This window comes from Herbaspirillum robiniae (assembly GCF_002213415.1).
Classification (GTDB): domain Bacteria; phylum Pseudomonadota; class Gammaproteobacteria; order Burkholderiales; family Burkholderiaceae_D; genus Herbaspirillum; species Herbaspirillum robiniae.
This window is the reverse complement of sequence record NZ_NJGU01000011.1, coordinates 134,333-157,334: the sequence shown is the minus strand read 5'-3', so window position 1 is coordinate 157,334 and position 23,002 is coordinate 134,333. Positions and strand designations below refer to the sequence as shown.

Genomic DNA, 23,002 nt, shown 5'->3' with positions numbered 1-23,002 from the left:
ATGCTGCTGCACTACATCTACCTGCTCGCCATCAGCGCCGAAGCCGTCTCGGGCGCGCTCATGGGCATCCGCAAGGATATGGACATCTTCGGCATCTGCCTGATCGGCACGGTGGCGGCGCTGGGCGGGGGGACGGTGCGCGATGTGCTGATCGGCCATTACCCGCTGGGCTGGGTGGCGCATCCCGAGTACCTGGCCTTCACCATCTGCGCGGCCATCGTGGCCGCGGTGGCGGCGCGCGCGCTGCATCACTTCAAGTCGGCCTTCCTGGTGGTGGACGCGCTGGGACTGGTGGCCTTCACGGTGATCGGCTGCGATATCGCGCGCAGCTTTTCCACCTTCCATCCGGCCATCGTGGTGATCCTGGGCATGGTCACGGGCGTGTTCGGCGGCTTGCTGCGCGACGTGCTGTGCAACGAGATCCCGCTGGTGCTGCGGCGGGAGATCTACGCCAGCGTCTCGCTGCTGACCGGCATGACCTACGTCGGCCTGCTGCATCTGGCCATCGATCCGCGCATCGCCACGCTGGGCTCCCTGCTGCTGGGATTCTCGGTGCGCCTGCTGGCGATCCGCTTCCATTGGGAGCTGCCGCGCATGGACAAGGAACGGGTGCGCGGCTTCGACTGAGCCCGCGCGGAAACCCTTTGTTGCAAATGCCTGACCGCGCTTAGCAAACCTGCGGTGTCCAATGCAGCCTCATTGAAATTTGAGTCAAGGAGGCTTCCATGAAACGATTGATGACGACGCTGGCGACGGCCCTGCTGCTGGCCAGCCTGGGCGGCTGCGTGTGCGCGCCCTGGTTCTGCGGACCGGGACCGGGCGGCCCCGGGGAGGCCACGGCGGCTGGGGCGACGGCGGACGCGGCGGACCGCGCTGAAGTGACGCCGCCCGGCTTCAGCTCCTGTCGCGGATGAAGGCGGTGGCCTGGTCCGCCGGCAGCGGCCTGCTGAAGAAATATCCCTGGAACAGATCGCACTCGCGCGCGGCCAGCGCCGCGCGCTGCTCCTCCGTCTCCACGCCCTCGGCCACCACCGACAGTCCCAGCTTGTGCGCCAGCGCGATCATGCCGGCGCAGATGTCGGCGTCGCGCGTATCGCTGGCGACATAGGTGACGAACTGCCGGTCCAGCTTGAGCGTGTCGACCGGCAGGCGCTTCAGGTAAGCCATCGACGAGTAGCCGGTGCCAAAGTCGTCGATCGACAGCTTCACGCCCTGGCGGCGCAGCGTATGCAGGATGGCGATGGCCTGCTCGGGATCTTCCATCATCATCGATTCGGTCACTTCCATTTCCAGGCCGTCGGCGGCAATGCCGTGGCGCGCCATCGCCTGCGCCACCTGCTCCACCAGCGCCGGGCTGGCCAGCTGGCTGGGCGAAAGATTGACCGCCACCGGCAACTGCGGCAATCCCTGCGCGCGCCACGCGGCCATCTGGCGACAGGCCTCTTCCACCACCCACATGCCGATCTGCACCAGCAGCCCCAGCTGCTCGGCCAGCGCGATGAAGTGCGCCGGCGAGACCAGGCCGCGGCCGCCGCGGTTCCAGCGCAGCAGCGCCTCGAAACCGGCCACCTTGCCGTCGCTGCTGCGGATCTTGGGCTGGTAGTGCAGCTCGAACTCGCCGGCTGCCAGCGCGCCGCGCAGGTCGCGCTCCAGCTCCAGGCGCAGCGCCACCGCCTCGCCCATGGCGCGCGAATAGAAACGGGCCTGGTCGCGGCCGCGCTCCTTGGAGTAATACATGGCCGCCTCGGCGTGGTTCAGCAGCGCCGCGCAGTTATGGGCATCGTCCGGATAAACGCTGATGCCGGCGCTGACGGTGAGGTGCAAGGGGCGCCCCTGCAGCTCGAAGGGTTCGGCCAGACCGGTGCGGATGCGCTCGATCAGGTGCGCCACGCCCTCGGCCGAGGCCAGGCGCGGCACGAACAGCACGAACTCGTCACCCGACAGCCGCGCCAGCCCGCCCAGTTCGTCGCCGTAGGCGCGCAGGCGCCCGGCCACCGCGCGCAGCAATTGGTCGCCGATGTCCTGGCCCAGGCTGTTGTTGATGTATTTGAACTGGTCGATATCCAGCAGCACCACCGCCAGCTGCATCTGGTGGCGCTCGGCCACGCGCAGCTCCAGGTCGAGCTCTTCCTCGAACTGCACGCGGTTGGCCAGCCCGGTCAGCGGGTCGGTCACGCGCTGGCGCGCCAGGCTCTGGCGCAGCTCCATCAGCTCGGTGATCTCTGAGGAAAAACCGATCAGGCAGGTCGGCTGTCCGGGAAACTGCAGCGGCAACTTGATCGACCAGAAATGGTGAGGCACGTTGTCCGGCCCCACCACCACTTCCTCGCGCGCCTGGCGCGTCTTCGAGGCCAGTACGGTGCGGTCCATCTGCATCAGCCGCGTGGCGACTTCCGGCGCCAGCAGATCGGCGTCGGTGCGGCCGAGTATCTCCTCCGGCGGCCGCCCGTAGAGGTCGGCCACGCGCTGGTTGACATAGAGGAAACGGCCTTCCGAATCCTTCAGGTAGACCGAGGCGTCGATGTTGGAGAGCACGGTGCTGAGCATCACGTTGCGCTCGATCAGGTGATCGGCCGCACGGCGGCGCTGGGTGATGTCGGTGGAGATGCCGCACAGGCCGATGACGCGCCCGCCGCCGTCGCGCACCGGCACCTTGATGCTCCAGAACACGCGGCATTCGCCGGAGAGCAGGTTGATCTCCTCCTCCTCGTGCACCTCCACGCCTTCTGCAAACACGCGGCGGTCGTTGACCAGCAGGCCGGCGTGCTTGCCGGTGTCGACGAAGCGATGGTCGGTGGCGCCGATCACGTCTTCCAGCGGCGCGCCGAAGATGTCGCACACGGCCTGGTTGGCGAAGAGGTACTTGCCCTCGAGATCCTTGGCGTAGAAATAGGCGCCGACATGGTCGACCAGGGCACGCAGGTTCATGGCCTGGTGCAGGAGCACTGCGTCGTCTTGGACCTTGCTTTGAGGCATGGCGAAAGCTCGTCAGGAGAAATGCGAAGGAATATCGGGCCGGTGGCGCCGCGGCCGGAGTGCTCCGCGCCGGCGCGCTGCGTTACGCCGGGCGGCGGATGCGCCTGCGCTCCGGCCCCAACCGGATGGCAGGCGTCGCGCGGTTCTCAGCCGTCGGCGTTGATGCGCGCGATCAGGGCTTGCAGCACCTCGTCGGAACGTTCGTTTTCCACCTGGCAGGTCCCGGCGTTCTCGTGCCCGCCGCCGCCGTACTCCAGCATCAGCGCGCCGATGTTGGTGTTGGAGCTGCGGTTGAGGATGGACTTGCCGGTCGCGAAGACGGTGTTCTGGTTCTTCAGTCCCCACAGCACGTGGATGGAGATGTTCGTCTGCGGGAACAGTGCATAGATGATGAAGCGGTTGCCGGCGAAGATGGTCTCTTCGTTGCGCAGGTCGAGCACGACGAGGTTCTTGTGCACCGTGGCGCAGCGGCGGATCTGCTCCTTGCATTTCTCGGCGTGCTCGAAATACAGGTCGCGGCGTTCCTTGACGTCGGGCGAGGCCATGATCTGGTCGATGGTGTGCGTCTTGCACAGCTCGATCAGGTCCATCATCAGGTTGTAGTTGGAGATGCGGAAATCGCGGAAGCGGCCCAGGCCGGTGCGCGCATCCATCAGGAAATTCAGCAGGTCCCAGCCCTGCGGGTTCAGCACTTCCTGCTCGTTGAACCGCGCGGCGTCGCCCTTGTCGACGGCCGCCATCATGTCGCCCCATGCCGCGGGGAAAGCCTTCTCGCCGCCGTAGTAGTCATACACCACGCGCGCCGCCGACGGCGCCTCGGGATGGATCACATGGTTCTTGCGTTCGCCGGTGTTGCGGATGGTTTCGGACAGATGGTGATCGAAGGCAATATGCACGCCCGACACGAAGGGCAGGTTGGTGGTGATGTCGTTGTCGCTGATGGCGATCTTGCCATCCTGCATGTCCTTGGGATGGACGAACAGGATCTCGTTGATCATGTCCAGATGCTTCAACAAGACCGCGCACACCAGGCCATCGAAGTCGCTGCGCGTCACCAGACGATATTTCTTTGCTTCCGACATGATTGCATCCCCCTACGTTGATGAAATTCAAGCTGCCTCGGCCATCGACCGGCCATTGCGATGTGACGGTCAATGTTACATCGTTAATCGGGAGCAGGCGGGAATTCTTGCAGCCGCCGGGTCGATTTTGACAGCCCGGCAACGCGGCCTTGCGGGCCTGCGCACCAGGTGCGCGGATGTCAGTCGCGCACCTTGCCGCGCATCGACTTGATCTCGCCGCGCAAGGTCTTGCCCTGCAGCCGCTTGCGCTGCGAGCTGCGGGTCGGACGCGTGGGCCGGCGCAGCAGCGGCACCGCCGACGCCAGCGCCAGCATTTCCTGCAGGCGCTGCAGGGCCTCGGCCTTGTTCTTTTCCTGGCTGCGATGCGCCTGGGCCTTGATGATGACCACCCCGTCCTTGCTGATGCGCTGATCCCGCAACGCCAGCAGGCGCTGCTTCACCTCGTCCGGCAAGGACGAGGCGCGGATATCGAAGCGCAGGTGGATCGCGCTCGATACCTTGTTGACATTCTGCCCACCCGCGCCTTGCGCGCGGATGGCGGTCAGTTCGACTTCTTCGTCCGGGATCGATGGGATGGAAATGGCGGCAACCTCTGGTGGAAAGGCATGATTCTAACGGCTGGCGGGGCCCCGGCATGCGGCCGGGAAAGCCCTGCAAAGGCCACCGGGTTCACAAAACAGCCCCGATCCCGCGTAAAATGCGCATCTCCGCGGGTGTAGCTCAATGGTAGAGCAGGAGCTTCCCAATTTCTCTCGGCAGATATCGCGCCCCTGCATTGCGCAGTATCCTGCCGTTGTGCCCGGCACTCCTCTTCTCCTCCCCAGCCCATTTTCTTCCGAAATAGCCCACCTGAGTTTTCATCGTAGAATTTCAGACCGTACCTTTCTGATCTAGGTACGACGACGCCTCCGGCGTAGCGCCCCTTGCAAAGAAGACTTTCTATCTAGGGGCCCGCTGACTTGACTATTACTATCAGAAGAATGGTATGGAAGAAGAAATTAAGACTGCTCTGAAAACTATCCCAGTAGAAAAAGTGTATGACCACTTATTGGGTCCTGCCTTTAGAGAAATCGGAGATGCTGCAAAAAATGGCGTAAAAGCGGCACGGTTTCTATTAGCCCCGATAGATTATTTGGCAGCGCAACACGATCGCTGGCAGCGTCTTTTAAAACGGATCAGCGAGAAAGTCCCGGAAGAAAATCTTATAGAAGCGCATCCCCAAATAGCTGGCACAGCGATCGAAGGCATGCGCTATCTTGAAGACGACAACATCTTGACCGAGATGTTTATCAATTTGCTAGCCCGCTCTATCGACAAAGAAAGGGTCAACGAAGCGCATCCAGCATTTGCCAAGATCATTTCTCACATGTCACCTGATGAGGCGCAGATTCTTAAAGCGCTGAAACAGAAACATTACGACTTGGTTCAAACAGCCCAGTATGACAAGGCTAGAAATCTCTTTTCCTCTCGGCAAACAGAATCAAATACTTTTCCTCTAGATATCCTGTCGCACTCTCAGAATTTTTTCATCTACATGGATCATTTGTATAGCCTCAATCTTGCTGGCGTCTGGCAAAAAGGCAATCAAGAAGCTATCCATGTGGGCAACGTGCAAACAGCTGTTCGCATTAGAAATGACATTTGCCTGACTCCATTTGGCCAACTTTTTGTAAAGGCCTGCGTACCCGATGCATCTGAAACAGGTAGCTCGGAAAAACGTTAGGCCCGGCACGGATTCAAATATGACATTTAGCTCTGTTCACCCATTACGATCATATGAGACTTGATCCGAATTCAGCTGAAGGGCAAAAGCGAATGCTGGCCCTCATCGAAGAAATAGAAGAACAAACAGACCGTGGGGTTGCCATAGTTGGTGCGGCATGGATCGAAGAGGCGATGACTACTGCGATGGAGTCATTTCTTCATGCCGATAGCAAAGCATGGAGTAGACTCTTTGGTAGCAATGGGCCTCTTTCAACCTTCTCTGCAAAGATCGATCTTTGCAGTCTTCTGGGACTGATCAGTGGAACCATAAAATCGGATCTGCACATCATCCGCGAAATCAGAAACGAGTTTGCCCACCAAATTGTTCATCGATCCGAACATACAAAGTTGAACTTCATTTCAGCCCACATTAACGATAAATGTAAGGCGCTAAAGTGTGTTGCCCATGAAAATCATCCCCTATCGCGAACTGCCTTCGTCCGCGCTTGCGCGACGCTTAGTGCAGACTTTGAGTTAATGATTTACGGTGGAAACAAGCTTCCGCAAACCGGACAAATCATAGCCAAAATGGAAATGTTTTCTTATTAAGCCGGTTCCAAAACCAGTGTCTAATTAGAGAAGATTGAAAAAGAATGGCGCCATCTACAAGCAATATTTTCGGAGAGCTACGGTACGAACAACGCCTCATCGCATTTTTCGATACTTTGGGCTGGAAAAATCAGATAGAGCACGCTGGAGATGACCCTTATAGAATTGCTCGTTTAGCCTCTCTACCCCGACAATTTAGCAGAGCAGTAACTGGTCTGGCTGAGCGCGTTGCGGGTGCGCGCATCACATCTTTCTCAGACAATGTAGTTGCCAGTATTCCCTATAAAACCGAATACCTTTTCCCAACTCTCGATGCCCTCGCGCGCATTCAGTTTGGCGCAGCCGCACAGGGTTTCCTTATACGAGGTGCTGTCACCGTTGGTCAGCTATATCACGATGAAGAAATCGTCTTCGGACCAGGCCTTAACCGTGCCTATGAACTTGAAAGCAATAAAGTTAGTGGCGCAATATATCCACGCATAATTCTGGATCCTGCAACAAGTCTCAAGGATTTTTTTCCATATGCGGCAGATTTTTTATCTAGTGATACGCACCATACTTTTATAAACCCATTTAATTATTCGTTCTTAGAACGAGCCTTTGCGACAGATCCCATTAGCCCCGATATGAGGACACAATTCGAGAAAAGCATGAGAATCTCGGTGCCGGAACTATCATCAATGGATCCGATGCAATGCCTGGTATTGGTCTATCTTAAAATTCTTGAAGATATGGAAAATACGACCGGAAAGGTTCGAGAAAAATATGTATGGCTTGTAGAGCAGATGAAAAGCTCAATTGTGGAAATAGAGGCTCTTCAAAGCAAGGGTTCTTGAGGATGGATTCAAAATTGACGTGCACCACGTTGAATACGCTGAGCGAATTGCTCAATCGCGCGTAAAATATCGGCTTTCGCGGGTGTAGCTCAATGGTAGAGCAGGAGCTTCCCAAGCTTAAGACGAGGGTTCGATCCCCTTCACCCGCTCCATACCGTCTGCGGCCCGCCGCCGGAAGCTTCCGGCTGGAAACTGGTTCAGGGCCGCGCTTCACCGATTCACGAGTCATTCATGTCTGAGAACAAATCCGGCAAGCCGCTTTTCTACGATCCCAGCGAGCGCCGCATCCGCAGCTTCGTCACGCGCACCGGGCGCGTCTCCAATGCGCAAGGTCGCGCGCTGGAAGAACTGGGGCCGAAATTCATGCTGCCCTACGCCAAGCAAACCCTGGACCTGGCCGCCGCTTTCGGCCGCACGGCGCCGACCGTGCTGGAGATCGGCTTCGGCATGGGCGAAACCAGCGCGAAGATCGCGGCGCTGATGCCGGAAAAGAACTTCATCGGCGTGGAAGTGCACACGCCCGGCGTGGGCAGCTACCTGAAGCTGGCCGGCGAAGGCAACCTGGACAACGTGCGCATCATCCAGCACGACGCGGTGGAAGTGCTCAACAACATGATCGCGCCGGACGCGCTGGCGGGCGTGCACGTGTTCTTCCCCGATCCGTGGCACAAGGCGCGCCACAACAAGCGCCGCCTGATCCAGGGGCCGCTGGTGCAGCTGCTGAGCTCGCGCCTGGCCGTGGGCGGCTATATCCACTGCGCCACCGACTGGGAAGACTATGCGATCCAGATGCTGGAAGTGCTGGGCGCGGAGCCGACGCTGAAGAACACCTCCACCGATGCATCGGGCTATGCGCCGCGTCCGGATTACCGCCCGACCACCAAGTTCGAGAACCGCGGGCTGCGGCTGGGACACGGCGTGTGGGACCTGGTGTTCGAAAAGACGGCATGACGCACGGCCGCCGGACAACGGCCCCACAAATGAAAAAGGCATGTCGCGTTCGACATGCCTTTTTCTTTGGCGCCGCGCCGCGCGCTACTTCAGCTTGAATACCGCCACCGCCCGCTGCAAGCTCTCGGCCTGATCCTGCATGCTCTCGGCCGCGGCTGCGGCCTGCTCGACCAGCGCCGCGTTCTGCTGCGTGACCATGTCCATCTGCACCACGGCCTTGTTGACCTCGTCGATGCCGGCGCTCTGCTCGCGGTTGGCGTCGGTGATCTCGTCCATGATGGCGGCGACCTTCCGGATCGATGCGACGATCTCCTGCATGGTCTCGCCGGCGCCGCCCACCAGCGAAGTGCCGGCGTTGATCTTGCCGACCGAGTCATTGATCAGCTCCTTGATTTCCTTGGCCGCCGTGGCCGAGCGCTGGGCCAGCGAACGCACCTCGGAGGCCACCACCGCGAAGCCGCGCCCTTGTTCACCGGCGCGCGCCGCTTCCACCGCGGCGTTGAGCGCCAGGATGTTGGTCTGGAAGGCGATGCCGTCGATCACGCCGATGATGTCGACGATCTTGTGCGAACTCTCTTCGATGGCCTGCATGGTCTGCACCACCGCCCCGACCATCTCGCCGCCGCGCGCGGCCACGCCGGAGGCGGCGCCGGCCAGCTGGTTGGCGTGCTGGGCGTTGTCGGCGTTCTTTTGCACGGTGGAGGTGATCTCTTCCATCGAGGCCGCGGTTTCTTCCAGCGAACTGGCCTGCTCCTCGGTGCGCTCCGACAGGTCGCGGTTGCCGCTGGCGATCTCGGTGGCGGCGACCGTGATGGCGCCGGTGCCGTGGCGCACTTCCGACACGATGTTGGCGAGGTTGCCGTTCATTTCCTTCAGCGCATGCAGCAGTTGCGCGGTCTCGTCCTTGCCCGATACCGCGACGTCGGAACGCAGGTCGCCCGCCGCCACGGTCTGGGCGATCTGCACCGCCACGCCCAGCGGACGCACGATGCTGCGCACCAGCCACCAGGTGATGCCGATGCCCACCAGCAGCGACAGGGCGATGGAGGCCATCAGCAGCGCGCGCGCATGCAGGTAGTCGGCCTGGCTGTCGGCGTTGATCTCGTCGCGCATCTTGTGGCCATGCTCGAGCACGGCTGCGACGATGTCGTCGATCATCTTGGTGGGCAGGCGGTCGACGCCCTTGACCTGTTCATCGACCCGCGCCACCGACGCGGCGTCCTCCGGCACGTAAGCCTTCAGGGCGTCGAGATACTTGGCCAGCAGGTCGGCATGCGCCTCCTGCGCCTTGCGCGCGGCCTCGTCGCTCATGCCGATCTGCGGCATCAGCTTTTCCAGTTTCTTCAGCGAGACCTGGGTCGCGGCGCTCTCGTCGATGAAGGCCTGGCGGTATTTCTTGAACGCTTCCGCGTCCTTGCCGCGCAGCAAGGTGTTCTTCCACTCCTGCACCTGGATCTTGAACTGGACCTGGGCGCTGCGCGCGGCGTCCACCGATTGCTCGATCAGCGCGCCCTTCTCCATCGCCTGCGCACCCTGCCCATAGATCTCGTCCAGCACGATCCAGCCGCGCACGCCCACAAAAGCCGTGGCCGCCAGCAACAGTGCCGCCAGGACACCCAGGCGTATGCCTATCTTGAAATCGTTGAGCTTCATCTTTTCCCCCGGAAGTGGCGCGCGTCATCTGACAAACGTGTTAACGGCATGACGGATGACCGGCTGAAGAGACTCTCAGGAAAATCCTGATGCGTCGCCGCATGAAGCGCTGCAGAGATTGAAGGAAGAATGTGTCGCCACGGTGACGCCGCACGTTTTGCGTGCGCGCGTGAACCGCCATGACACGGAAGATGCCATGAGTGAGAGGATCGGAGAGGATTTCCTGCGCTGGGCGGGCCTCAGCGCCCCGGATCAGGCCGGCTCTTCCTCGATGCCGGAAATGAGCGCGATGATCTTGGCGCCGTAGGTGTCGAGCTTCTTCTCGCCGACGCCGTTGACGTGGCGCAACTCGTCCAGCGATTGCGGACGGGCCTTGGCGATTTCTCGCATGGTGGCGTCGTGGAAGATGACGTAGGCCGGCACGTTGTGCTCGCGCGCGGTTTCCACGCGCCACCAGCGCAGCTTCTCGAACAGCTGCTGCTCTTCCGGCGAGAGGTCGGTCTCGACGAAGCTGGAGCGCTGCGAGCCGCGCTTGGGCTTGGCCGGTTTCTGGTACTGGCGCAGCTGCACGTTCTGCTCGCCGCGCAGCACCGGGCGTGCGGCCTCGGTGAGCTTGAGCGCGCTGTAGTTCTCGGCGTCCACGGTCAGCAGGCCCAGCGCGATCACCTGGCGCAGGATCGCGCGCCACTCGGCCTCGCTGCGGTCGCTGCCCACGCCGAAGACGGAGAGCTGGTCGTGGCGCCATTGCTTGACGCGGTCGCCGTCGATGCCGCGCAGCACCTCGATCACGTGGCCGGGCGCGAAGCGCTGCTCGACGCGGTAGACGGTGGACAGGAGCTTTTGCACCTCGACGGTGGCGTCGAAGGATACCGGCGGCGTCATGCAGGTGTCGCAGTTGCCGCAGGGGCCGGCCTCCTGGCCGAAGTAGTTGAGCAGGCGCACGCGCCGGCAGTGCAGGGTCTCGCACAGGCTCAGCATGGCGTCGAGCTTGGTGCCCTGGACCCGCTTGAAGGTCTCGTCGGCTTCGGACTCGTCGATCATGCGGCGCTGCTGCACCACGTCCTGCAGGCCGTAGGCCATCCAGGCGTCAGCGGGCTGGCCGTCGCGGCCGGCGCGGCCGGTTTCCTGGTAGTAGCCTTCCACGCTCTTGGGCAGGTCCAGGTGGCAGACGAAACGCACGTCGGGCTTGTCGATGCCCATGCCGAAGGCGATGGTGGCGACCATCACGATGCGGTCCTCGCGCAGGAAGCGCGCCTGGTTGGCGGTGCGCAGCGCGTACTCCATGCCGGCGTGGTAGGCCAGCGCATTGATGCCCTCGCCGCGCAGGAACTCGGCGGTCTCTTCCACCTTCTTGCGCGAGAGGCAGTAGACGATGCCGGCGTCTTCCGGGTGCTCGCTCTTGATGAAGTCCAGCAGCTGCTTGCGGCCGTTGGCCTTCTCGACGATCTGGTAACGGATGTTGGGACGGTCGAACGAGGAGACGAACTGCTGCGCCTCTTCCAGCTGCAGGCGGTGGATGATCTCCTCGCGCGTCTGCTGGTCGGCGGTGGCCGTCAGGGCGATGCGCGGCACTTGCGGGAAGCGCTCGTGCAGCACCGACAGCTTGATGTATTCGGGACGGAAGTCGTGGCCCCATTGCGAGACGCAGTGCGCCTCGTCGATGGCGAACAGCGAGATGCGGGCCGCCTCCAGCAGCTCCAGGCAGCGCGGCGTCATCAACCGCTCGGGAGCGACGTAGAGCAGGTCGAGGTCGCCCTGGCGCAGGCGGCGCTCGATGTTGAGCGCCTCGTCGAAACTCTGGGTGGAGTTGAGGAAGGCGGCGCGCACGCCGACTTCGGCCAGCGCGTCGACCTGGTCCTGCATCAGCGCGATCAGCGGCGACACCACCACGCCGGTGCCTTCGCGCAACAGCGCCGGCACCTGGTAGCACAGCGACTTGCCGCCGCCGGTGGGCATGAGCACCAGCGCATCGCCGCCCGAGGCCACGTGACGCACGATCTCGCCCTGGTGCCCGCGGAAGGAGGAATAGCCGAACACCGTCTCCAGCACATGCAGGGCGCGGTCTTGCAGCGTGGCTGCGGCGGGAAGGGAATCGAAGTCGACCATGAATCAGAAAGCGTGGGCGTGGGCCAGGGCGGGGAGCAAAGGCGCTATTTTATTGCAGCCAGCCCTGTCCCACCGCCGCCAGCAGGAATATCCCCAGCGCGGCTCGATAAACGATGAAGGGCCAGGTCGAAAATTTCTCCAGGAACTTCATCAGTCCCCAGATCGCGGCAAACGCCGAGATGCTCGCCACGGCCAGGCCGAACAGCAGCACGCCCCAGGCTTCCAGCGGAATATGCGCGTGCAGCAGCACGGCCAGCTCCTTCAGGCCGGCCAGCGCGATGGCCGGCAAGCCCAGCAGGAAGGAGAAGCGCGCCGCCTCTTCGCGGCGGAAATTCAGGAACAGCGCCGCCGTCAGCGTGGAGCCGGAACGCGAGACGCCGGGAATGAGCGCGCCGACCTGGGCCAGGCCCACGATCAGGGCGTCGCGCAGGCGCATCTGGTCGACGCTGCGGCGGTGCTTGCAGACCAGCTCCGACAGCGCCAGCAGGATCGCCATGGCGATGCAGGAATAGCCGATCACCGTCAGGCTGCGCAGCGGCGAGCCGCAGGCGTTGAGCACATGCGACAGCGCCAGGCCGGCGATGCCGATGGGGATGGTGGCCAGGATGATGGCCACGGCCAGCTTGAACATCGGGTCGTTGAAGTCGCGCCGGCGCCAGGCGGCCACGCTGCCGCCGGTGACCGCCGCCACGTCGCGGCGGAAATAGCTGATCACCGCCGCCAGCGCCGCCAGCTGCATCGCCGCCGAGAACGCCGATCCCGGGTCATGCCAGCCGAGGAAGGCGGGCACCACGCGCATGTGGGCGGTAGACGAAATGGGCAACAGCTCGGTGATGCCCTGGACGATGCCGAGGAAACCGATCTGCGCGTAGCTGAGCGAAGCGAAGCCGATATCGAGGCCGGCGCTGCAAACATTGGCCATGTGGATGTTCTCTGGAAGGGATTGGCGGTGATCGAGGTGCTTTTAATATGACGCCGGACGCGTCGAGGCGTCCGGCGGGTGCAGCAGTGTAACGCGGGATGGGTCGCGGTGTACGGCCGCGGGCGGCTTTATTCGACCCAGGCCACCACGCCGGTGTAGGCGGTGACCAGCACCATGATGCCGAACACGATGCGGTACCAGGCGAACACGGTGAAATCGTGCGAGCTGATATAGCGCAGCAGCCAGCGTACGCACAGGAAGGCCGAGACGAAGGCGGCCACGGTGCCCACGGTAAACAGCGGCACGTCGGCCGCCGACAGCAGCGCGCGCTCCTTGTAGAGCGAGTAGATGGTGGCGGCGAACAGCGTCGGGATCGCCAGGAAGAAGGAGAACTCGGTGGCCGCCTTGCGCGACAGGCCGAACATCATGCCGCCGATGATGGTGGCGCCGGAGCGGCTGGTGCCGGGGATCAGCGCGAAGGCCTGGGCGATGCCGACTTTGAGCGCGTCCAGCGGCGTCATGTCGTCCACCGTCTCGATGCGCGCCGAAGCCATGCTCATGCGGTCCTTGTTGCGGCGTTCCACCCACAGGATGATCAGGCCGCCGACGATGAAGGCGACCGCCACGGCCACCGGATTGAACAGCACCTCCTTGATCTTGCGGCTGAACAGGAAGCCCAGGATGGCAGCCGGCAGGAAGGCGATGATCAGGTTGATCACCAGGCGCTGCGCCTTGCGGTCGGTGAACAAGCCGCCCAGCACCGCGGCGATGCGGGCGCGGTATTCCCAGCACACCGCCAGGATGGCGCCGGCCTGGATGACGATTTCAAAGACGTCGGCTTTTTCCTTGGAGAAAGTCGGGCCGGTGAACTGCAGCAGGCTGTTGGCCAGGATCAGGTGGCCGGTGGAGGAAATGGGCAGGAATTCGGTCAGGCCTTCGACGATGCCCATGATGAGCGCCTTGAGCGCGAGGATAGTATCCATACGGTGGCTGGGTGGCTTCTTTTGTGGGGTTGAACGGAAAAAACGTGGCGTATAAATCAAAAAATGATCAAAACTGATCAAAAACCGGCGGTTTGACCGCGCTTGCGCAGGAAGGTGCGCTGCAACAAATCGAAATTTTACAGCACGCCACTTAGCGTCTTCTTAGGAAACCGCCGGGCGCGCTACCATGTCGCCTTTTGATCCATGCCGGGCGAAAGGACTTCCATGAGCGACATCACCATCTATCACAACCCCAAATGCGGCACCTCGCGCAACGTCCTGCAAGGCCTGCGCGACGGCGGCGTTGAACCGACCGTGATCGAATACCTGAAAACCCCGCCCGACCGCGCCACGCTGAAACAGCTGATCGCCGCCATGGGCGTGCCGGTGCGCGACGTCATCCGCGCCAAGGAAACGCTGTACAAGGAACTGGGCCTGGACGATCCGGCGCTCAGCGACGAGCAACTGCTCGACGCCATGCTGGCGCACCCCATCCTGATCAACCGTCCCATCGTCGTGGCGCCCAAGGGCACGATGCTGGTGCGCCCCAGCGAGCGACTGGCGGAAATCTTCCCCTGATCGCGGCGCGGCGATCGCCTCAGGCCGCCGGCGCGGTCGCCGCCTCCAGCGCTCCCAGCCAGAACATGGCCGCCTCGCGGCTGTCGCCGCACATCTCCGCCGAAGGCTGCAGCCCGCCGCAAAACGCCGGGCGCTCCGGCCGGCCGAAGATGCGGCAGCGCATCGCCTCGTCCAGTTGCACGCACGGCACGCCGGCCGGCTTGCCGTGCGGCATGCCGGGGATCGGGCTGGTGATGGAAGGCGCCGTGCAGCAGGCGCCGCACTGGGAGCGGCAGTTCATGGAGATCGGGAAATCGGGAAATCGGGAAACGTGACAAACAGGCAATGCAAGAAGCCGTGCCCGGCGTTGACGCGGACGGCAAGGTCGCCATTTTAAGGCCTGCGCCGGCGACCGCCCGGTTTTTGCGGTCCGGCGCCTTCGTTCTCGCCCCCTCGGCTCCCGGCCTTGATCGTCTGTCCAGCGTTTCAGCCCGCTGCTGCCTGCCTTTTCAGTCCGGTTTCCAGTTGGTTGATTCTCCCGTTCCGTCAGGCAAATCCCCCGCGCCTGCATTTCGCGCCGCGCATCGACCGCCTGTCGCACAAGGCTGGCGGCACCGCCCGCGGCGCCTTTACATTCGCTTACCCGAATGCTTGCGCCGCCTCCTTGACGCCATGCCGATTGACACTTACATTGCTGACTCCTCGGTAACTTACCGGCGGACTCGCCTTTTCTTCCGGCCGCAGCGCAACGCCCGCCGGCATGCGGATATGGCGTTCGCCGCGCCTTGCCCCGCCATGTCAGAAGCCGCCAAAGAACCCCGCTGGGAACGCCGCAAGCAGGACCGTCCGCAGGAATTGCTGGCGGCTGCGCTGCAATTGTTCGTCGAACGCGGCTTCGCCGCCACCCGGCTGGAAGACGTGGCCGCGCGCGCCGGCGTTTCCAAGGGCACGCTGTATCTTTACTTCGAAAACAAGGAAAGCCTGTTCAAGTCGGTCGTGCGCGCCAACATGCTGCCGCTGCTGGCCGAGGCCGAGGCGATGGTGGACGGCTATGCCGGCAGCAGCGCCGACCTGCTGCGCGAACTGATCACGGGCTGGTGGGACACCGCCGCGCGCTCGGGCCTGAACGGCATTTCCAAGCTGATGGTGGCGGAGTCGGGCAACTTCCCCGAGCTGGCGCGCTTCTACCACGACGAAGTGATCGTGCGCAGCGACGCCATGATCGTGCGCATGCTGGAGCGCGGCATGGCGCGCGGCGAATTCCGCGCCGTCGACGCCCACACGATGAAAAAAGTGATCGTGGCGCCGGTGGTGATGCTGATGCTGTGGGACCAGTCCTTCGGCCCCTGCTCCATCGTGCCCATTGATCCGCAAGCCTACCTGGCCTGCCTGATCGACCTTTGCATCAACGGCCTGAAGGCCTGAGCCTCCAAGCAATAGAACAATAAAAAGCCTGCACGAACGTCTGCAGGCTCAAACCCGGGACTTCGAATGACGCTTTCCTTTCTGAAACGCCGCTGGCTGCGGTGGACCTTGCTGGCGCTGGTGCTGCTGATCGCGGCAGCGATGCTGCTGAAAAAGCGCAACGCCGCGCCGACATCGGCCTCGGCATCGGCGCCCGCCGCCGTGGCGCCGACGGCCATGGAATTCCTGCCCGGCGACCTGTATGTCGTCAAAAGCGGCGAGCTGCGCCAGGTGCTGCCGCTGTCGGGCGCGCTGCGCGCGCTCAACCAGGCCTCGGTGAAGGCGCGCGTGGCCGGCGAGGTACAGCAGGTGCTGGTGCGTGAAGGCGAAGCGGTGCGCGAAGGCCAGGTGCTGGCGCGCATCGACACCGCCGACTACCAGGCCAAGGTGGACCAGGCGCGCGGCTCGCTGGTGGCCTCGCAAGGCCAGCTCGACATCGCCACCCAGACCCGCAACAACAACCAGGTGCTGCTGGACAAGGGCTTCATCTCGCGCAACGCCTTCGACACCGCCGCCAGCCAGTTCGACATCGCCCGCGCCAACGTCGACTCCGCGCGCGGCGCACTCGATGTGGCCAGGAAAGCCCTGTCCGACACGGTGGTGCGCTCGCCCATCGCCGGGCTGGTCAGCGCGCGCAACGTGCAGCCGGGCGAAAAGGTGGCCGTCGACGGCAAGCTGATCGACATCGTCGACCTGTCGCAGATGGAGCTGGAGGCGCCGGTGCCGACCAATGACATCCTGAAGGTGCAGGGCGGACAGGAAGTGCAGGTAGCGGTGGAGGGCCTGCCGCAGAAGGTGCCGGGCCGCGTGGTGCGCATCAACCCGGCCACGCAGTCGGGCTCGCGCTCGATCATGGTCTATGTGCGGGTGGACAATCCGCAGGGCCTGCTGCGCGCCGGCATGTTCGCCGACGCCAGCCTGACGCTGGAAAAGAAGGAGCGCGCCCTGTCGGTGCCCGCCACCGCGATCCAGACCGAAAACGGCAACGCCTACGTCTACGCCATCGAGCACGGCGTGCTGGCGCGCCGCCCGGTGGTGACCGGCTTGCAGGGCCGCGCCGACGACGGCAACGCGGTCGAGATCGTCAGCGGCCTGGCCGAGGGCGCGCAGATCGTCAAGGCCAACCTGGGCATCATGCGCGACGGCACATCGGTGCGCGTGCTGCCGCAGGGCGGCGCGGCGGCGACGTCCGGCGCCGCTCCAGCCGCGGCCTCGCCACAAGCCATGCAGGCCACGAAGACCGCACAAGCCGGGCTGCCGCCGGCCGCGCCGCCGGCCAATCCGTCCACCCAGCCGCAGGGGCGCTAGACGATGTGGTTCACGCGCATCTCGATCGGCAACCCCGTGCTGGCCACCATGATGATGATGGCCTTCGTGGTGCTGGGCCTGTTCTCCTACCAGCGCATGCGGGTCGACCAGTTCCCCGACATCACCTTCCCGGTGGTGGTGGTGCAGACCACTTACCCCGGCGCCTCGCCTGAGAACGTCGAGTCCGACGTCACGCGCAAGATCGAAGAGTCGGTCAACACCATCAACGGCATCGACACGCTGGTGTCGCACTCCTACGAAGGCCTGTCGGTGGTGATCGTGCAGTTCGACCTCACCGTCGACCCGGCGCTGGCCGCGCAGGACGTGCGCGAAAAGGTGGCGCTGGTGAAGGCGGCCTTCCGCAAGGAAGTCGACGAGCCGCGCATCACCCGTTTCGATCCGGCCGACCAGCCGATCTTCTCGATCTCGGTGTCCAACGCGCCCGAGGCCCCCAACGCAACATTGCGCAGCCTGCGCGAGCTGACCACCATCGCCGACCAGGTGATCAAGAAGCGCCTGGAAAACGTGCGCGGCGTGGGCTCGGTGACGCTGGTGGGCGGCGTCAAGCGCGAGATCAACATCTACGTCAAGCCGGCCGAGATGGAAGCGCTGGGCGTGGGCGTGAACCAGATCGTGGACGCGGTGAAGAACGAGAACCAGGAACTGCCCACCGGCGCCATCCGCACCCTGGACGCGGAAAAGACCGTGCAGGTGCAGGGCCGCGTGAAGAATCCGGAAGACTTCAGGCGCCTGATCGTCGCCCGCCGCGGCGGCCAGCCGGTGACGCTGGGCCAGGTCGCCAACGTGGTCGACGGCCAGGAAGAACAGGAGACGCTGGCGCTCTACAACGGCCGCCGCACGCTGGCGCTGGACATCCTGAAAGCCCAGGGCCAGAACACCATCGACGTGGCCGACGGCTTGAAGCGCGCCATGAAGGAGATGGAGCCCAGTTTCCAGAAGCTCTATCCGGGCGTGATGCTGGAGGTGGTCAAGGACGGCTCGCGCCAGATCCGCACCGGCGTGGAGAACGTGCGGCGCACGCTGATCGAGGGCGCGCTGCTGACCATCGTGATCGTGTTCCTGTTCCTGAACTCGTGGCGCTCCACCGTGATCACCGGCCTGACGCTGCCGGTGGCGCTGATCGGCACCTTCCTGTTCATGTACATGTTCGGCTTCACCATCAACATGATCACGCTGATGGCGCTGTCGCTGTGCGTGGGGCTGTTGATCGACGACGCCATCGTGGTGCGGGAAAACATCGTGCGCCACGCCGGCATGAAGGTGCACGGCAAGTTCAAGTCGCACCGCGCGGCGGCCATGGAGGGCACGCAGGAAATCGGCCTGGCGGTGCTGGCCACGACGTTTTCCATCGTCGCGGTGTTCCTGCCGGTGGGCTTCATGGGCGGCATCATCGGCCGCTTCTTCCACCAGTTCGGCGTGACGGTGGCGGCCGCCGTGCTGATCTCGATGTTCGTCTCCTTCACGCTGGACCCGATGCTGTCTTCGATCTGGCCCGACCCCGACGCCCACGGCGAACACGGCAGGAAAGCCGGCTGGTACGACAAGAGCATCGGCCGCGTGCTGCAGGCCTTCGATCGCCTGGTGCAATGGCTGTCGGCGCGCTACCAGGAAATGCTGCGCTGGTCGCTGAAGCACCGCGTGGCCACGCTGGCGATCGCGCTGGCCACCTTCTTCGCCGGCTTCGCGCTGCCGGCCACCGGCCTGATCGGCTCCGAGTTCGTGCCGCAGGCGGACTACTCGGAGACCGGCGTCACCTTCTTCACGCCGGTGGGCTCTTCGCTGGAGCTGACCGAAAGCAAGGTGCGCCAGGTCGAGGCGGTGCTGCGCCAGTTCCCGGAAGTCACCGACATCTACAGCACCGTCAACACCGGCAACGCCCAGGGCAAGAACTACGCGACCGTGTTCATCCGCCTGAAGCCGCGCACCCAGCGCACGCTGACCACCGGCCAGATGGCGCCGCTGCTGCGCGACAAGCTGGCGCAGGTGGCCGGCATCACGGTGACCCACGTGGGTACGCTGGACGGCGTGGGCGGCGACAACAAGCAGATCCGCTTCAGCCTGCTCGGTCCCGACCTGCAGCAGCTGGCGCGGCTGTCCGACCAGGTGCAGGCGCAGCTGCGGCAGATCCCCGGCGTGGTCGACCTCGACTCCAGCCTGAAGGCGCAAAAGCCCACCCTGTCGGTCGAGCCCAGGCGCGACATCGGCTCGGACCTGGGCATCGGCGTGGCGCAGCTGGGCAACGCGCTCTCGCCGCTGCTGGCGGGCGAGGCGGCCAGCAGCTGGCGCGGACCGGATGACGAGAACTACGACGTCAACGTGCGCCTCTCGCCCAAGGACCGCAACACCGCCGACGACCTCTCGCGGCTGATGCTGGCCAGCACGCTGACCAATGCGGACGGCTCGCCGCGCATGGTGCCGCTGCGCCAGGTGGCCGAGATCAAGGACACGCTGGGCGCCAACCAGATCAACCGGCGCGACCTGAACCGCGAGGTCGAGCTCTCGGCCAACGCCCAGGGCCGCTCGGCCGGGCAGATCAACGCCCAGATCAAGACCATGCTCGACGGCATGCACTGGCCGCCGGGCTACCGCTACCAGATCGGCGGCTCCACCAAGAGCATGAACGAATCCTTCGGCTATGCGGTGGGCGCGCTGGCGCTGGCCATCGTGTTCATCTACATGATCCTGGCCTCGCAGTTCGCCAGCTTCCTGCAGCCGGTGGCGATCATGTCCTCGCTGCCGCTGACGCTGATCGGGGTGTTCCTGGCGCTGATGTTCTTCCGCTCGACGCTGAACATGTTTTCCATCATCGGTTTCATCATGCTGATGGGCCTGGTAACCAAGAACGCGATCCTGCTGGTGGACTTCGCCAACCAGGCCCGGCGCGAAGGCATGGAGCGCGGCGCCGCGCTGCTGGAGGCGGCCCACGTGCGGCTGCGCCCGATCCTGATGACCACGCTGGCCATGGTGTTCGGCATGGTGCCGCTGGCCTTCGGCGTGGCCGAGGGTTCCGAGCAGCGCGCGCCGATGGGGCAGGCGGTGATCGGCGGCATCATCACCTCCTCGCTACTGACGCTGGTGGTGGTGCCGGTGGCCTATACCTACCTGGACGACCTGGGCGCCTGGTTCAAGCGCAAGTGGTTCGGCCGGGACGGCGCCGACGCCGCCGGAGGGATGCGCCATGACGGCTGAGCTGGCCCGGCGGGCCCGGGCGGGCCGTTGCGTTGAGGAAATCCCGCAACAGGTGGGTTTCTCAGGCGTTTTTCCGGGGCTATACGAGCTGTCCAGCTGGTCTGTGTTTGATAAAATGGCGGTTTTCCGTCGCTATTAGAGCCTACCGCCATGAATATCGAACAAGCCCGTTTCAACATGATCGAACAGCAAATCCGTCCCTGGAACGTGCTGGCGCAGGACATCCTGGACCTGCTGACGGTCGTCAAGCGCGAAGAATTCGTGCCGGCCGCGCACCGCAGCCTGGCCTTCTTCGACACCGAGATCCCGCTGCCGGGCGGCGAAAACATGCTGGCGCCCAAGATCGAAGCGCGCATCCTGCAGGAAGCCAACGTCAAGAAGCACGAAGTCGTGCTGGAAATCGGCGCCGGTTCGGGCTACATGGCGGCGCTGCTGGCGCACAAGGCGCGTCACGTGACGACCGTTGAAATCTCCCCGGAATTGAAGAGCCTGGCCGAGCAGAACCTGTCGGACTACGGCGTGGCCAACGTCGACGTCCAGCTGGGCAACGGCGCGCAAGGCTGGACCGGCGCCGACGGCAAGGCCGCCGAGTACGACGTGATCGTCATCTCGGGCTCGCTGCCCTTCCTGCCGGAAGCCTTCGGCAAGCAACTGAAGGTCGGCGGCCGCCTGCTGGCCATCGTCGGCTCGCTGCCGGTGATGGACATCAAGCTGGTCACCCGCACCTCCGAACAGACGTTCGACACCGTCAACATCGTCGAAACCGTGGCCAAGCCGCTGCACGCGGCCGCCGCGCCCTCCCACTTCTCATTCTAGGAAACACCATGGAGCACATCACCGCCCCGGAACTGGCCGCCTGGATCAACGATCCCGACCGCCCCACCCCTCTGTTGCTGGATGTGCGCGAACCCTGGGAACATCAGACCTGCAACATCACCGGATCGCAGCTGGTTCCGATGAATACCGTTCCCGGGCGCTTTTCCGAGCTCGATGAAGAGCAGGCCGTCGTGTGCATCTGCCATCATGGCGGCCGCAGCATGCAAGTCGCCGCGTTCCTCGAACGCCAGGGTTTCACCAAGGTGATCAACCTGACCGGCGGCGTCCACGCCTGGGCCAACCAGGTCGACCCGTCCATGCCGACCTACTGAAGCCGTCGCGCCCGCCCCTGAAAAGGCGGGCGTGATCGCAACAGGCAGCGTCCGGCGCACTTTCCCTCCATTCTCTCCAGCTCACCGCAAGCGCGGTCCGGGCCTGGATTGCGCCTGTGCCGCGCGCTTGCGCCGCTGCCCGTACCGACCTGTTCCACCTCTTCGGAGAATCCGCCACATGCGTGCTGCCCTGCTTACCTCACTGATCGCCGGCCTGGTCCTGCATGGCGCCGCCAGCGGCGCCGACCTGCTGCAGGTCTACCAGCAGGCGCTGGCCAACGACCCGGTCTACACCAGCGCGCGCTACGCGCTGACGGCGGGCAGGGAGAAGGACACCCAGGGCCGCGCCGGCCTGCTGCCCGCGGTCGGCGTCGGCGGCAGCTATACGCGCTCGGACCAGAACTTCGACAGCACCAACAACAGCTACGCGCTGCAGCTGACGCAACCGCTGCTGCGCCTGGCCAACTGGGAAAGCTACAAGCAGGGCAAGCTGTCGGTGGCCTCCAGCGAGGCGCAATTCGCCCAGGCCCAGCAGGACCTGATCCTGCGTACCGGCCAGGCCTATTTCGACGTGCTGGCGGCGCAGGATGCGCTGTCCTTCCTGGGCGCGCAGAAGATCGCCATCAGCGAGCAGCTGGCCTCGGCCAAACGCAATTTCGAGATCGGCACCTCCACCATCACCGACACCAACGAAGCGCAGGCGCGCTACGACCTGGCGACGGCGCAGGAGATCGCGGCGCAGAACGACCTTGAAGTCGCGCTCTCGAAATTGCAGCAGATCATCGGCCAGCCGCCGGCGCCGCTGGCGGTGCTGCGCCCCGGCGTGAAGCTCTCGTCGCCGCGGCCGGCCCAGATCGACACCTGGATCGCCAGCGCCCAGGCCGACAACTACGCGGTCGTGGCGCAGCAGGTGGCGCTGGAGGTGGCCCAGAGCGAGATCAAGCGCAACCGCGCCGGCCACGCGCCCACCGTCGACCTGGTGGTGGCGCGCAACTACACCGACCAGACCAGCGTGCGCACGCCCTACCTCAACGCGCGCGGCTACAGCAATTCGATCGGGGTGCAATGGAACATTCCGCTGTTCTCGGGATTTGCCACCAGCAGCAAGGTGGACGAGGCGGTGGCGCTGGCCGACAAGGCGCGCTCGGACCTGGAGAACGCGCGCCGCACCGCGGTGCTGAACGCGCGCCAGGCTTTTCTGGGCGTGGCCAACGGCTTGTCGCAGGTGAAGGCGTATGAGGCGGCGGAAGTGTCGAGCCAGTCGTCGCTGGACTCCAACAAGCTGGGCTACCAGGTCGGCGTGCGCATCAACATCGACGTGCTCAATGCGCAGCAGCAGCTGTACTCGACCCGGCGCGACCTGGCTAAGGCGCGCTACGACACGCTGATGAACGGATTGAAGCTCAAGGCTGCGGCCGGCGCCCTGCGCGAGGACGACCTGGCGCAGATCAATGCCCTGCTGGGCGGACCCCAGCAGTAAAGCGGCACAGGT

General features: G+C 64.0%; 19 protein-coding genes, 1 tRNA gene and 1 pseudogene. 13 read left to right on the top strand and 8 right to left on the bottom strand.

What is annotated here, in order from left to right; all coding sequences use genetic code 11:
* The gene (locus tag CEJ42_RS19935) at window positions 1-627 is read left to right on the top strand and encodes a trimeric intracellular cation channel family protein (protein ID WP_088752278.1); all 627 of its coding nucleotides are present in this window, start codon (window positions 1-3) and stop codon (window positions 625-627) included.
* Between the two features lie 267 nt (window positions 628-894).
* Here CEJ42_RS19935 and CEJ42_RS19930 read toward each other — a convergent pair whose 3' ends face one another.
* From CEJ42_RS19930 to arfB, 3 genes are all read right to left on the bottom strand, one after another.
* Window positions 895-2,976 carry a putative bifunctional diguanylate cyclase/phosphodiesterase gene (locus CEJ42_RS19930; protein WP_088752277.1) on the bottom strand — a complete coding sequence of 694 codons (2,082 nt, stop codon included), beginning with the start codon at window positions 2,974-2,976 and terminating at the stop codon, window positions 895-897.
* A 146-nt stretch (window positions 2,977-3,122) separates the two neighbouring features.
* Window positions 3,123-4,058 carry an exopolyphosphatase gene (locus CEJ42_RS19925; RefSeq protein WP_088752276.1) on the bottom strand — a complete coding sequence of 312 codons (936 nt, stop codon included), beginning with the start codon at window positions 4,056-4,058 and terminating at the stop codon, window positions 3,123-3,125.
* Window positions 4,059-4,237: 179 nt separating this feature from the next.
* Window positions 4,238-4,639 (bottom strand): alternative ribosome rescue aminoacyl-tRNA hydrolase ArfB, encoded by a 402-nt coding sequence (gene arfB / locus CEJ42_RS19920; RefSeq protein ID WP_079216933.1) that lies wholly within the window; start codon window positions 4,637-4,639, stop codon window positions 4,238-4,240.
* Window positions 4,640-5,043: 404 nt separating this feature from the next.
* On the opposite strand from arfB, the gene CEJ42_RS19915 reads away from it, so the two are divergent.
* The 5 genes from CEJ42_RS19915 (at window position 5,044) to trmB (ending at window position 8,158) form a co-directional block, all read left to right on the top strand.
* Complete coding sequence (locus CEJ42_RS19915) at window positions 5,044-5,781, top strand: DUF4393 domain-containing protein (protein WP_088752275.1); 738 nt, start codon at window positions 5,044-5,046, stop codon at window positions 5,779-5,781.
* A 92-nt stretch (window positions 5,782-5,873) separates the two neighbouring features.
* Window positions 5,874-6,371, top strand: a complete 498-nt coding sequence (locus CEJ42_RS19910) for a hypothetical protein (protein ID WP_088752274.1) — start codon at window positions 5,874-5,876, stop codon at window positions 6,369-6,371.
* A 44-nt stretch (window positions 6,372-6,415) separates the two neighbouring features.
* Window positions 6,416-7,207 carry a hypothetical protein gene (locus tag CEJ42_RS24765; RefSeq protein ID WP_129587788.1) on the top strand — a complete coding sequence of 264 codons (792 nt, stop codon included), beginning with the start codon at window positions 6,416-6,418 and terminating at the stop codon, window positions 7,205-7,207.
* A 78-nt stretch (window positions 7,208-7,285) separates the two neighbouring features.
* Window positions 7,286-7,359 (top strand) — tRNA-Gly (locus CEJ42_RS19905).
* Window positions 7,360-7,438: 79 nt separating this feature from the next.
* Complete coding sequence (gene trmB / locus CEJ42_RS19900; RefSeq protein WP_088752273.1) at window positions 7,439-8,158, top strand: tRNA (guanosine(46)-N7)-methyltransferase TrmB; 720 nt, start codon at window positions 7,439-7,441, stop codon at window positions 8,156-8,158.
* Between the two features lie 84 nt (window positions 8,159-8,242).
* Here the strand turns inward: trmB and CEJ42_RS19895 are convergent, their stop codons facing one another.
* The 4 genes from CEJ42_RS19895 to CEJ42_RS19880 all read right to left on the bottom strand — a co-directional run bounded on the left by CEJ42_RS19895 (window position 8,243) and on the right by CEJ42_RS19880 (window position 13,822).
* Window positions 8,243-9,811, bottom strand: a complete 1,569-nt coding sequence (locus tag CEJ42_RS19895) for a methyl-accepting chemotaxis protein (RefSeq protein ID WP_088752272.1) — start codon at window positions 9,809-9,811, stop codon at window positions 8,243-8,245.
* A 252-nt stretch (window positions 9,812-10,063) separates the two neighbouring features.
* Entirely contained in the window at window positions 10,064-11,917 is a 1,854-nt protein-coding gene (recQ, locus tag CEJ42_RS19890; protein ID WP_079216936.1) for a DNA helicase RecQ, read from the bottom strand.
* A gap of 49 nt (window positions 11,918-11,966) precedes the next feature.
* A complete protein-coding gene (locus CEJ42_RS19885; protein WP_079216937.1) occupies window positions 11,967-12,839 on the bottom strand; it encodes an undecaprenyl-diphosphate phosphatase in 873 nt (290 codons plus the stop codon).
* A 128-nt stretch (window positions 12,840-12,967) separates the two neighbouring features.
* The gene (locus CEJ42_RS19880; RefSeq protein WP_088752271.1) at window positions 12,968-13,822 is read right to left on the bottom strand and encodes an undecaprenyl-diphosphate phosphatase; all 855 of its coding nucleotides are present in this window, start codon (window positions 13,820-13,822) and stop codon (window positions 12,968-12,970) included.
* Window positions 13,823-14,047: 225 nt separating this feature from the next.
* Between CEJ42_RS19880 and arsC the strand changes: the two are divergent.
* A pseudogene (gene arsC / locus CEJ42_RS19875) lies at window positions 14,048-14,398 on the top strand (arsenate reductase (glutaredoxin)); the annotation flags it as partial.
* 22 nt (window positions 14,399-14,420) lie between these two features.
* On the opposite strand, the gene CEJ42_RS19870 reads toward arsC, so the two are convergent.
* The gene (locus tag CEJ42_RS19870) at window positions 14,421-14,681 is read right to left on the bottom strand and encodes a YkgJ family cysteine cluster protein (protein ID WP_079216940.1); all 261 of its coding nucleotides are present in this window, start codon (window positions 14,679-14,681) and stop codon (window positions 14,421-14,423) included.
* A 494-nt stretch (window positions 14,682-15,175) separates the two neighbouring features.
* Here CEJ42_RS19870 and CEJ42_RS19865 point away from each other — a divergent pair, with 494 nt between their 5' ends.
* The 6 genes from CEJ42_RS19865 (at window position 15,176) to CEJ42_RS19840 (ending at window position 22,990) form a co-directional block, all read left to right on the top strand.
* Window positions 15,176-15,805 carry a TetR/AcrR family transcriptional regulator gene (locus CEJ42_RS19865; protein ID WP_088752349.1) on the top strand — a complete coding sequence of 210 codons (630 nt, stop codon included), beginning with the start codon at window positions 15,176-15,178 and terminating at the stop codon, window positions 15,803-15,805.
* A gap of 66 nt (window positions 15,806-15,871) precedes the next feature.
* Complete coding sequence (locus CEJ42_RS19860) at window positions 15,872-17,152, top strand: efflux RND transporter periplasmic adaptor subunit (protein ID WP_088752269.1); 1,281 nt, start codon at window positions 15,872-15,874, stop codon at window positions 17,150-17,152.
* Window positions 17,153-17,155: 3 nt separating this feature from the next.
* Window positions 17,156-20,362, top strand: coding sequence for an efflux RND transporter permease subunit (locus CEJ42_RS19855; protein ID WP_088752268.1), 3,207 nt, complete (start codon window positions 17,156-17,158; stop codon window positions 20,360-20,362).
* Between the two features lie 150 nt (window positions 20,363-20,512).
* A complete protein-coding gene (locus CEJ42_RS19850; protein WP_088752267.1) occupies window positions 20,513-21,178 on the top strand; it encodes a protein-L-isoaspartate O-methyltransferase family protein in 666 nt (221 codons plus the stop codon).
* 8 nt (window positions 21,179-21,186) lie between these two features.
* Window positions 21,187-21,510: a rhodanese-like domain-containing protein gene (locus tag CEJ42_RS19845; RefSeq protein WP_079216944.1), complete on the top strand. Its 324-nt coding sequence runs from the start codon at window positions 21,187-21,189 to the stop codon at window positions 21,508-21,510.
* Window positions 21,511-21,688: 178 nt separating this feature from the next.
* Window positions 21,689-22,990, top strand: coding sequence for a TolC family outer membrane protein (locus tag CEJ42_RS19840; RefSeq protein WP_088752266.1), 1,302 nt, complete (start codon window positions 21,689-21,691; stop codon window positions 22,988-22,990).
* Window positions 22,991-23,002: the final 12 nt, after the last annotated feature.

Bases quoted from the DNA above. Each gene is read 5' to 3' on its own strand.
- CEJ42_RS19885 (WP_079216937.1), bottom strand. From the start codon at position 12,839: ATGGCCAATGTTTGCAGCGCCGGCCTCGATATCGGCTTCGCTTCGCTC.
- CEJ42_RS19930 (WP_088752277.1), bottom strand. From the start codon at position 2,976: ATGCCTCAAAGCAAGGTCCAAGACGACGCAGTGCTCCTGCACCAGGCC.
- CEJ42_RS19925 (WP_088752276.1), bottom strand. From the start codon at position 4,058: ATGTCGGAAGCAAAGAAATATCGTCTGGTGACGCGCAGCGACTTCGAT.
- CEJ42_RS19870 (WP_079216940.1), bottom strand. From the start codon at position 14,681: ATGAACTGCCGCTCCCAGTGCGGCGCCTGCTGCACGGCGCCTTCCATC.
- CEJ42_RS19850 (WP_088752267.1), top strand. From the start codon at position 20,513: ATGAATATCGAACAAGCCCGTTTCAACATGATCGAACAGCAAATCCGT.
- CEJ42_RS19895 (WP_088752272.1), bottom strand. From the start codon at position 9,811: ATGAAGCTCAACGATTTCAAGATAGGCATACGCCTGGGTGTCCTGGCG.
- CEJ42_RS19855 (WP_088752268.1), top strand. From the start codon at position 17,156: ATGTGGTTCACGCGCATCTCGATCGGCAACCCCGTGCTGGCCACCATG.
- CEJ42_RS19845 (WP_079216944.1), top strand. From the start codon at position 21,187: ATGGAGCACATCACCGCCCCGGAACTGGCCGCCTGGATCAACGATCCC.
- CEJ42_RS19840 (WP_088752266.1), top strand. From the start codon at position 21,689: ATGCGTGCTGCCCTGCTTACCTCACTGATCGCCGGCCTGGTCCTGCAT.
- trmB (WP_088752273.1), top strand. From the start codon at position 7,439: ATGTCTGAGAACAAATCCGGCAAGCCGCTTTTCTACGATCCCAGCGAG.
- CEJ42_RS19860 (WP_088752269.1), top strand. From the start codon at position 15,872: ATGACGCTTTCCTTTCTGAAACGCCGCTGGCTGCGGTGGACCTTGCTG.
- CEJ42_RS19880 (WP_088752271.1), bottom strand. From the start codon at position 13,822: ATGGATACTATCCTCGCGCTCAAGGCGCTCATCATGGGCATCGTCGAA.
- recQ (WP_079216936.1), bottom strand. From the start codon at position 11,917: ATGGTCGACTTCGATTCCCTTCCCGCCGCAGCCACGCTGCAAGACCGC.
- CEJ42_RS24765 (WP_129587788.1), top strand. From the start codon at position 6,416: ATGGCGCCATCTACAAGCAATATTTTCGGAGAGCTACGGTACGAACAA.
- CEJ42_RS19910 (WP_088752274.1), top strand. From the start codon at position 5,874: ATGCTGGCCCTCATCGAAGAAATAGAAGAACAAACAGACCGTGGGGTT.
- CEJ42_RS19915 (WP_088752275.1), top strand. From the start codon at position 5,044: ATGGAAGAAGAAATTAAGACTGCTCTGAAAACTATCCCAGTAGAAAAA.
- CEJ42_RS19865 (WP_088752349.1), top strand. From the start codon at position 15,176: ATGTCAGAAGCCGCCAAAGAACCCCGCTGGGAACGCCGCAAGCAGGAC.
- CEJ42_RS19935 (WP_088752278.1), top strand. From the start codon at position 1: ATGCTGCTGCACTACATCTACCTGCTCGCCATCAGCGCCGAAGCCGTC.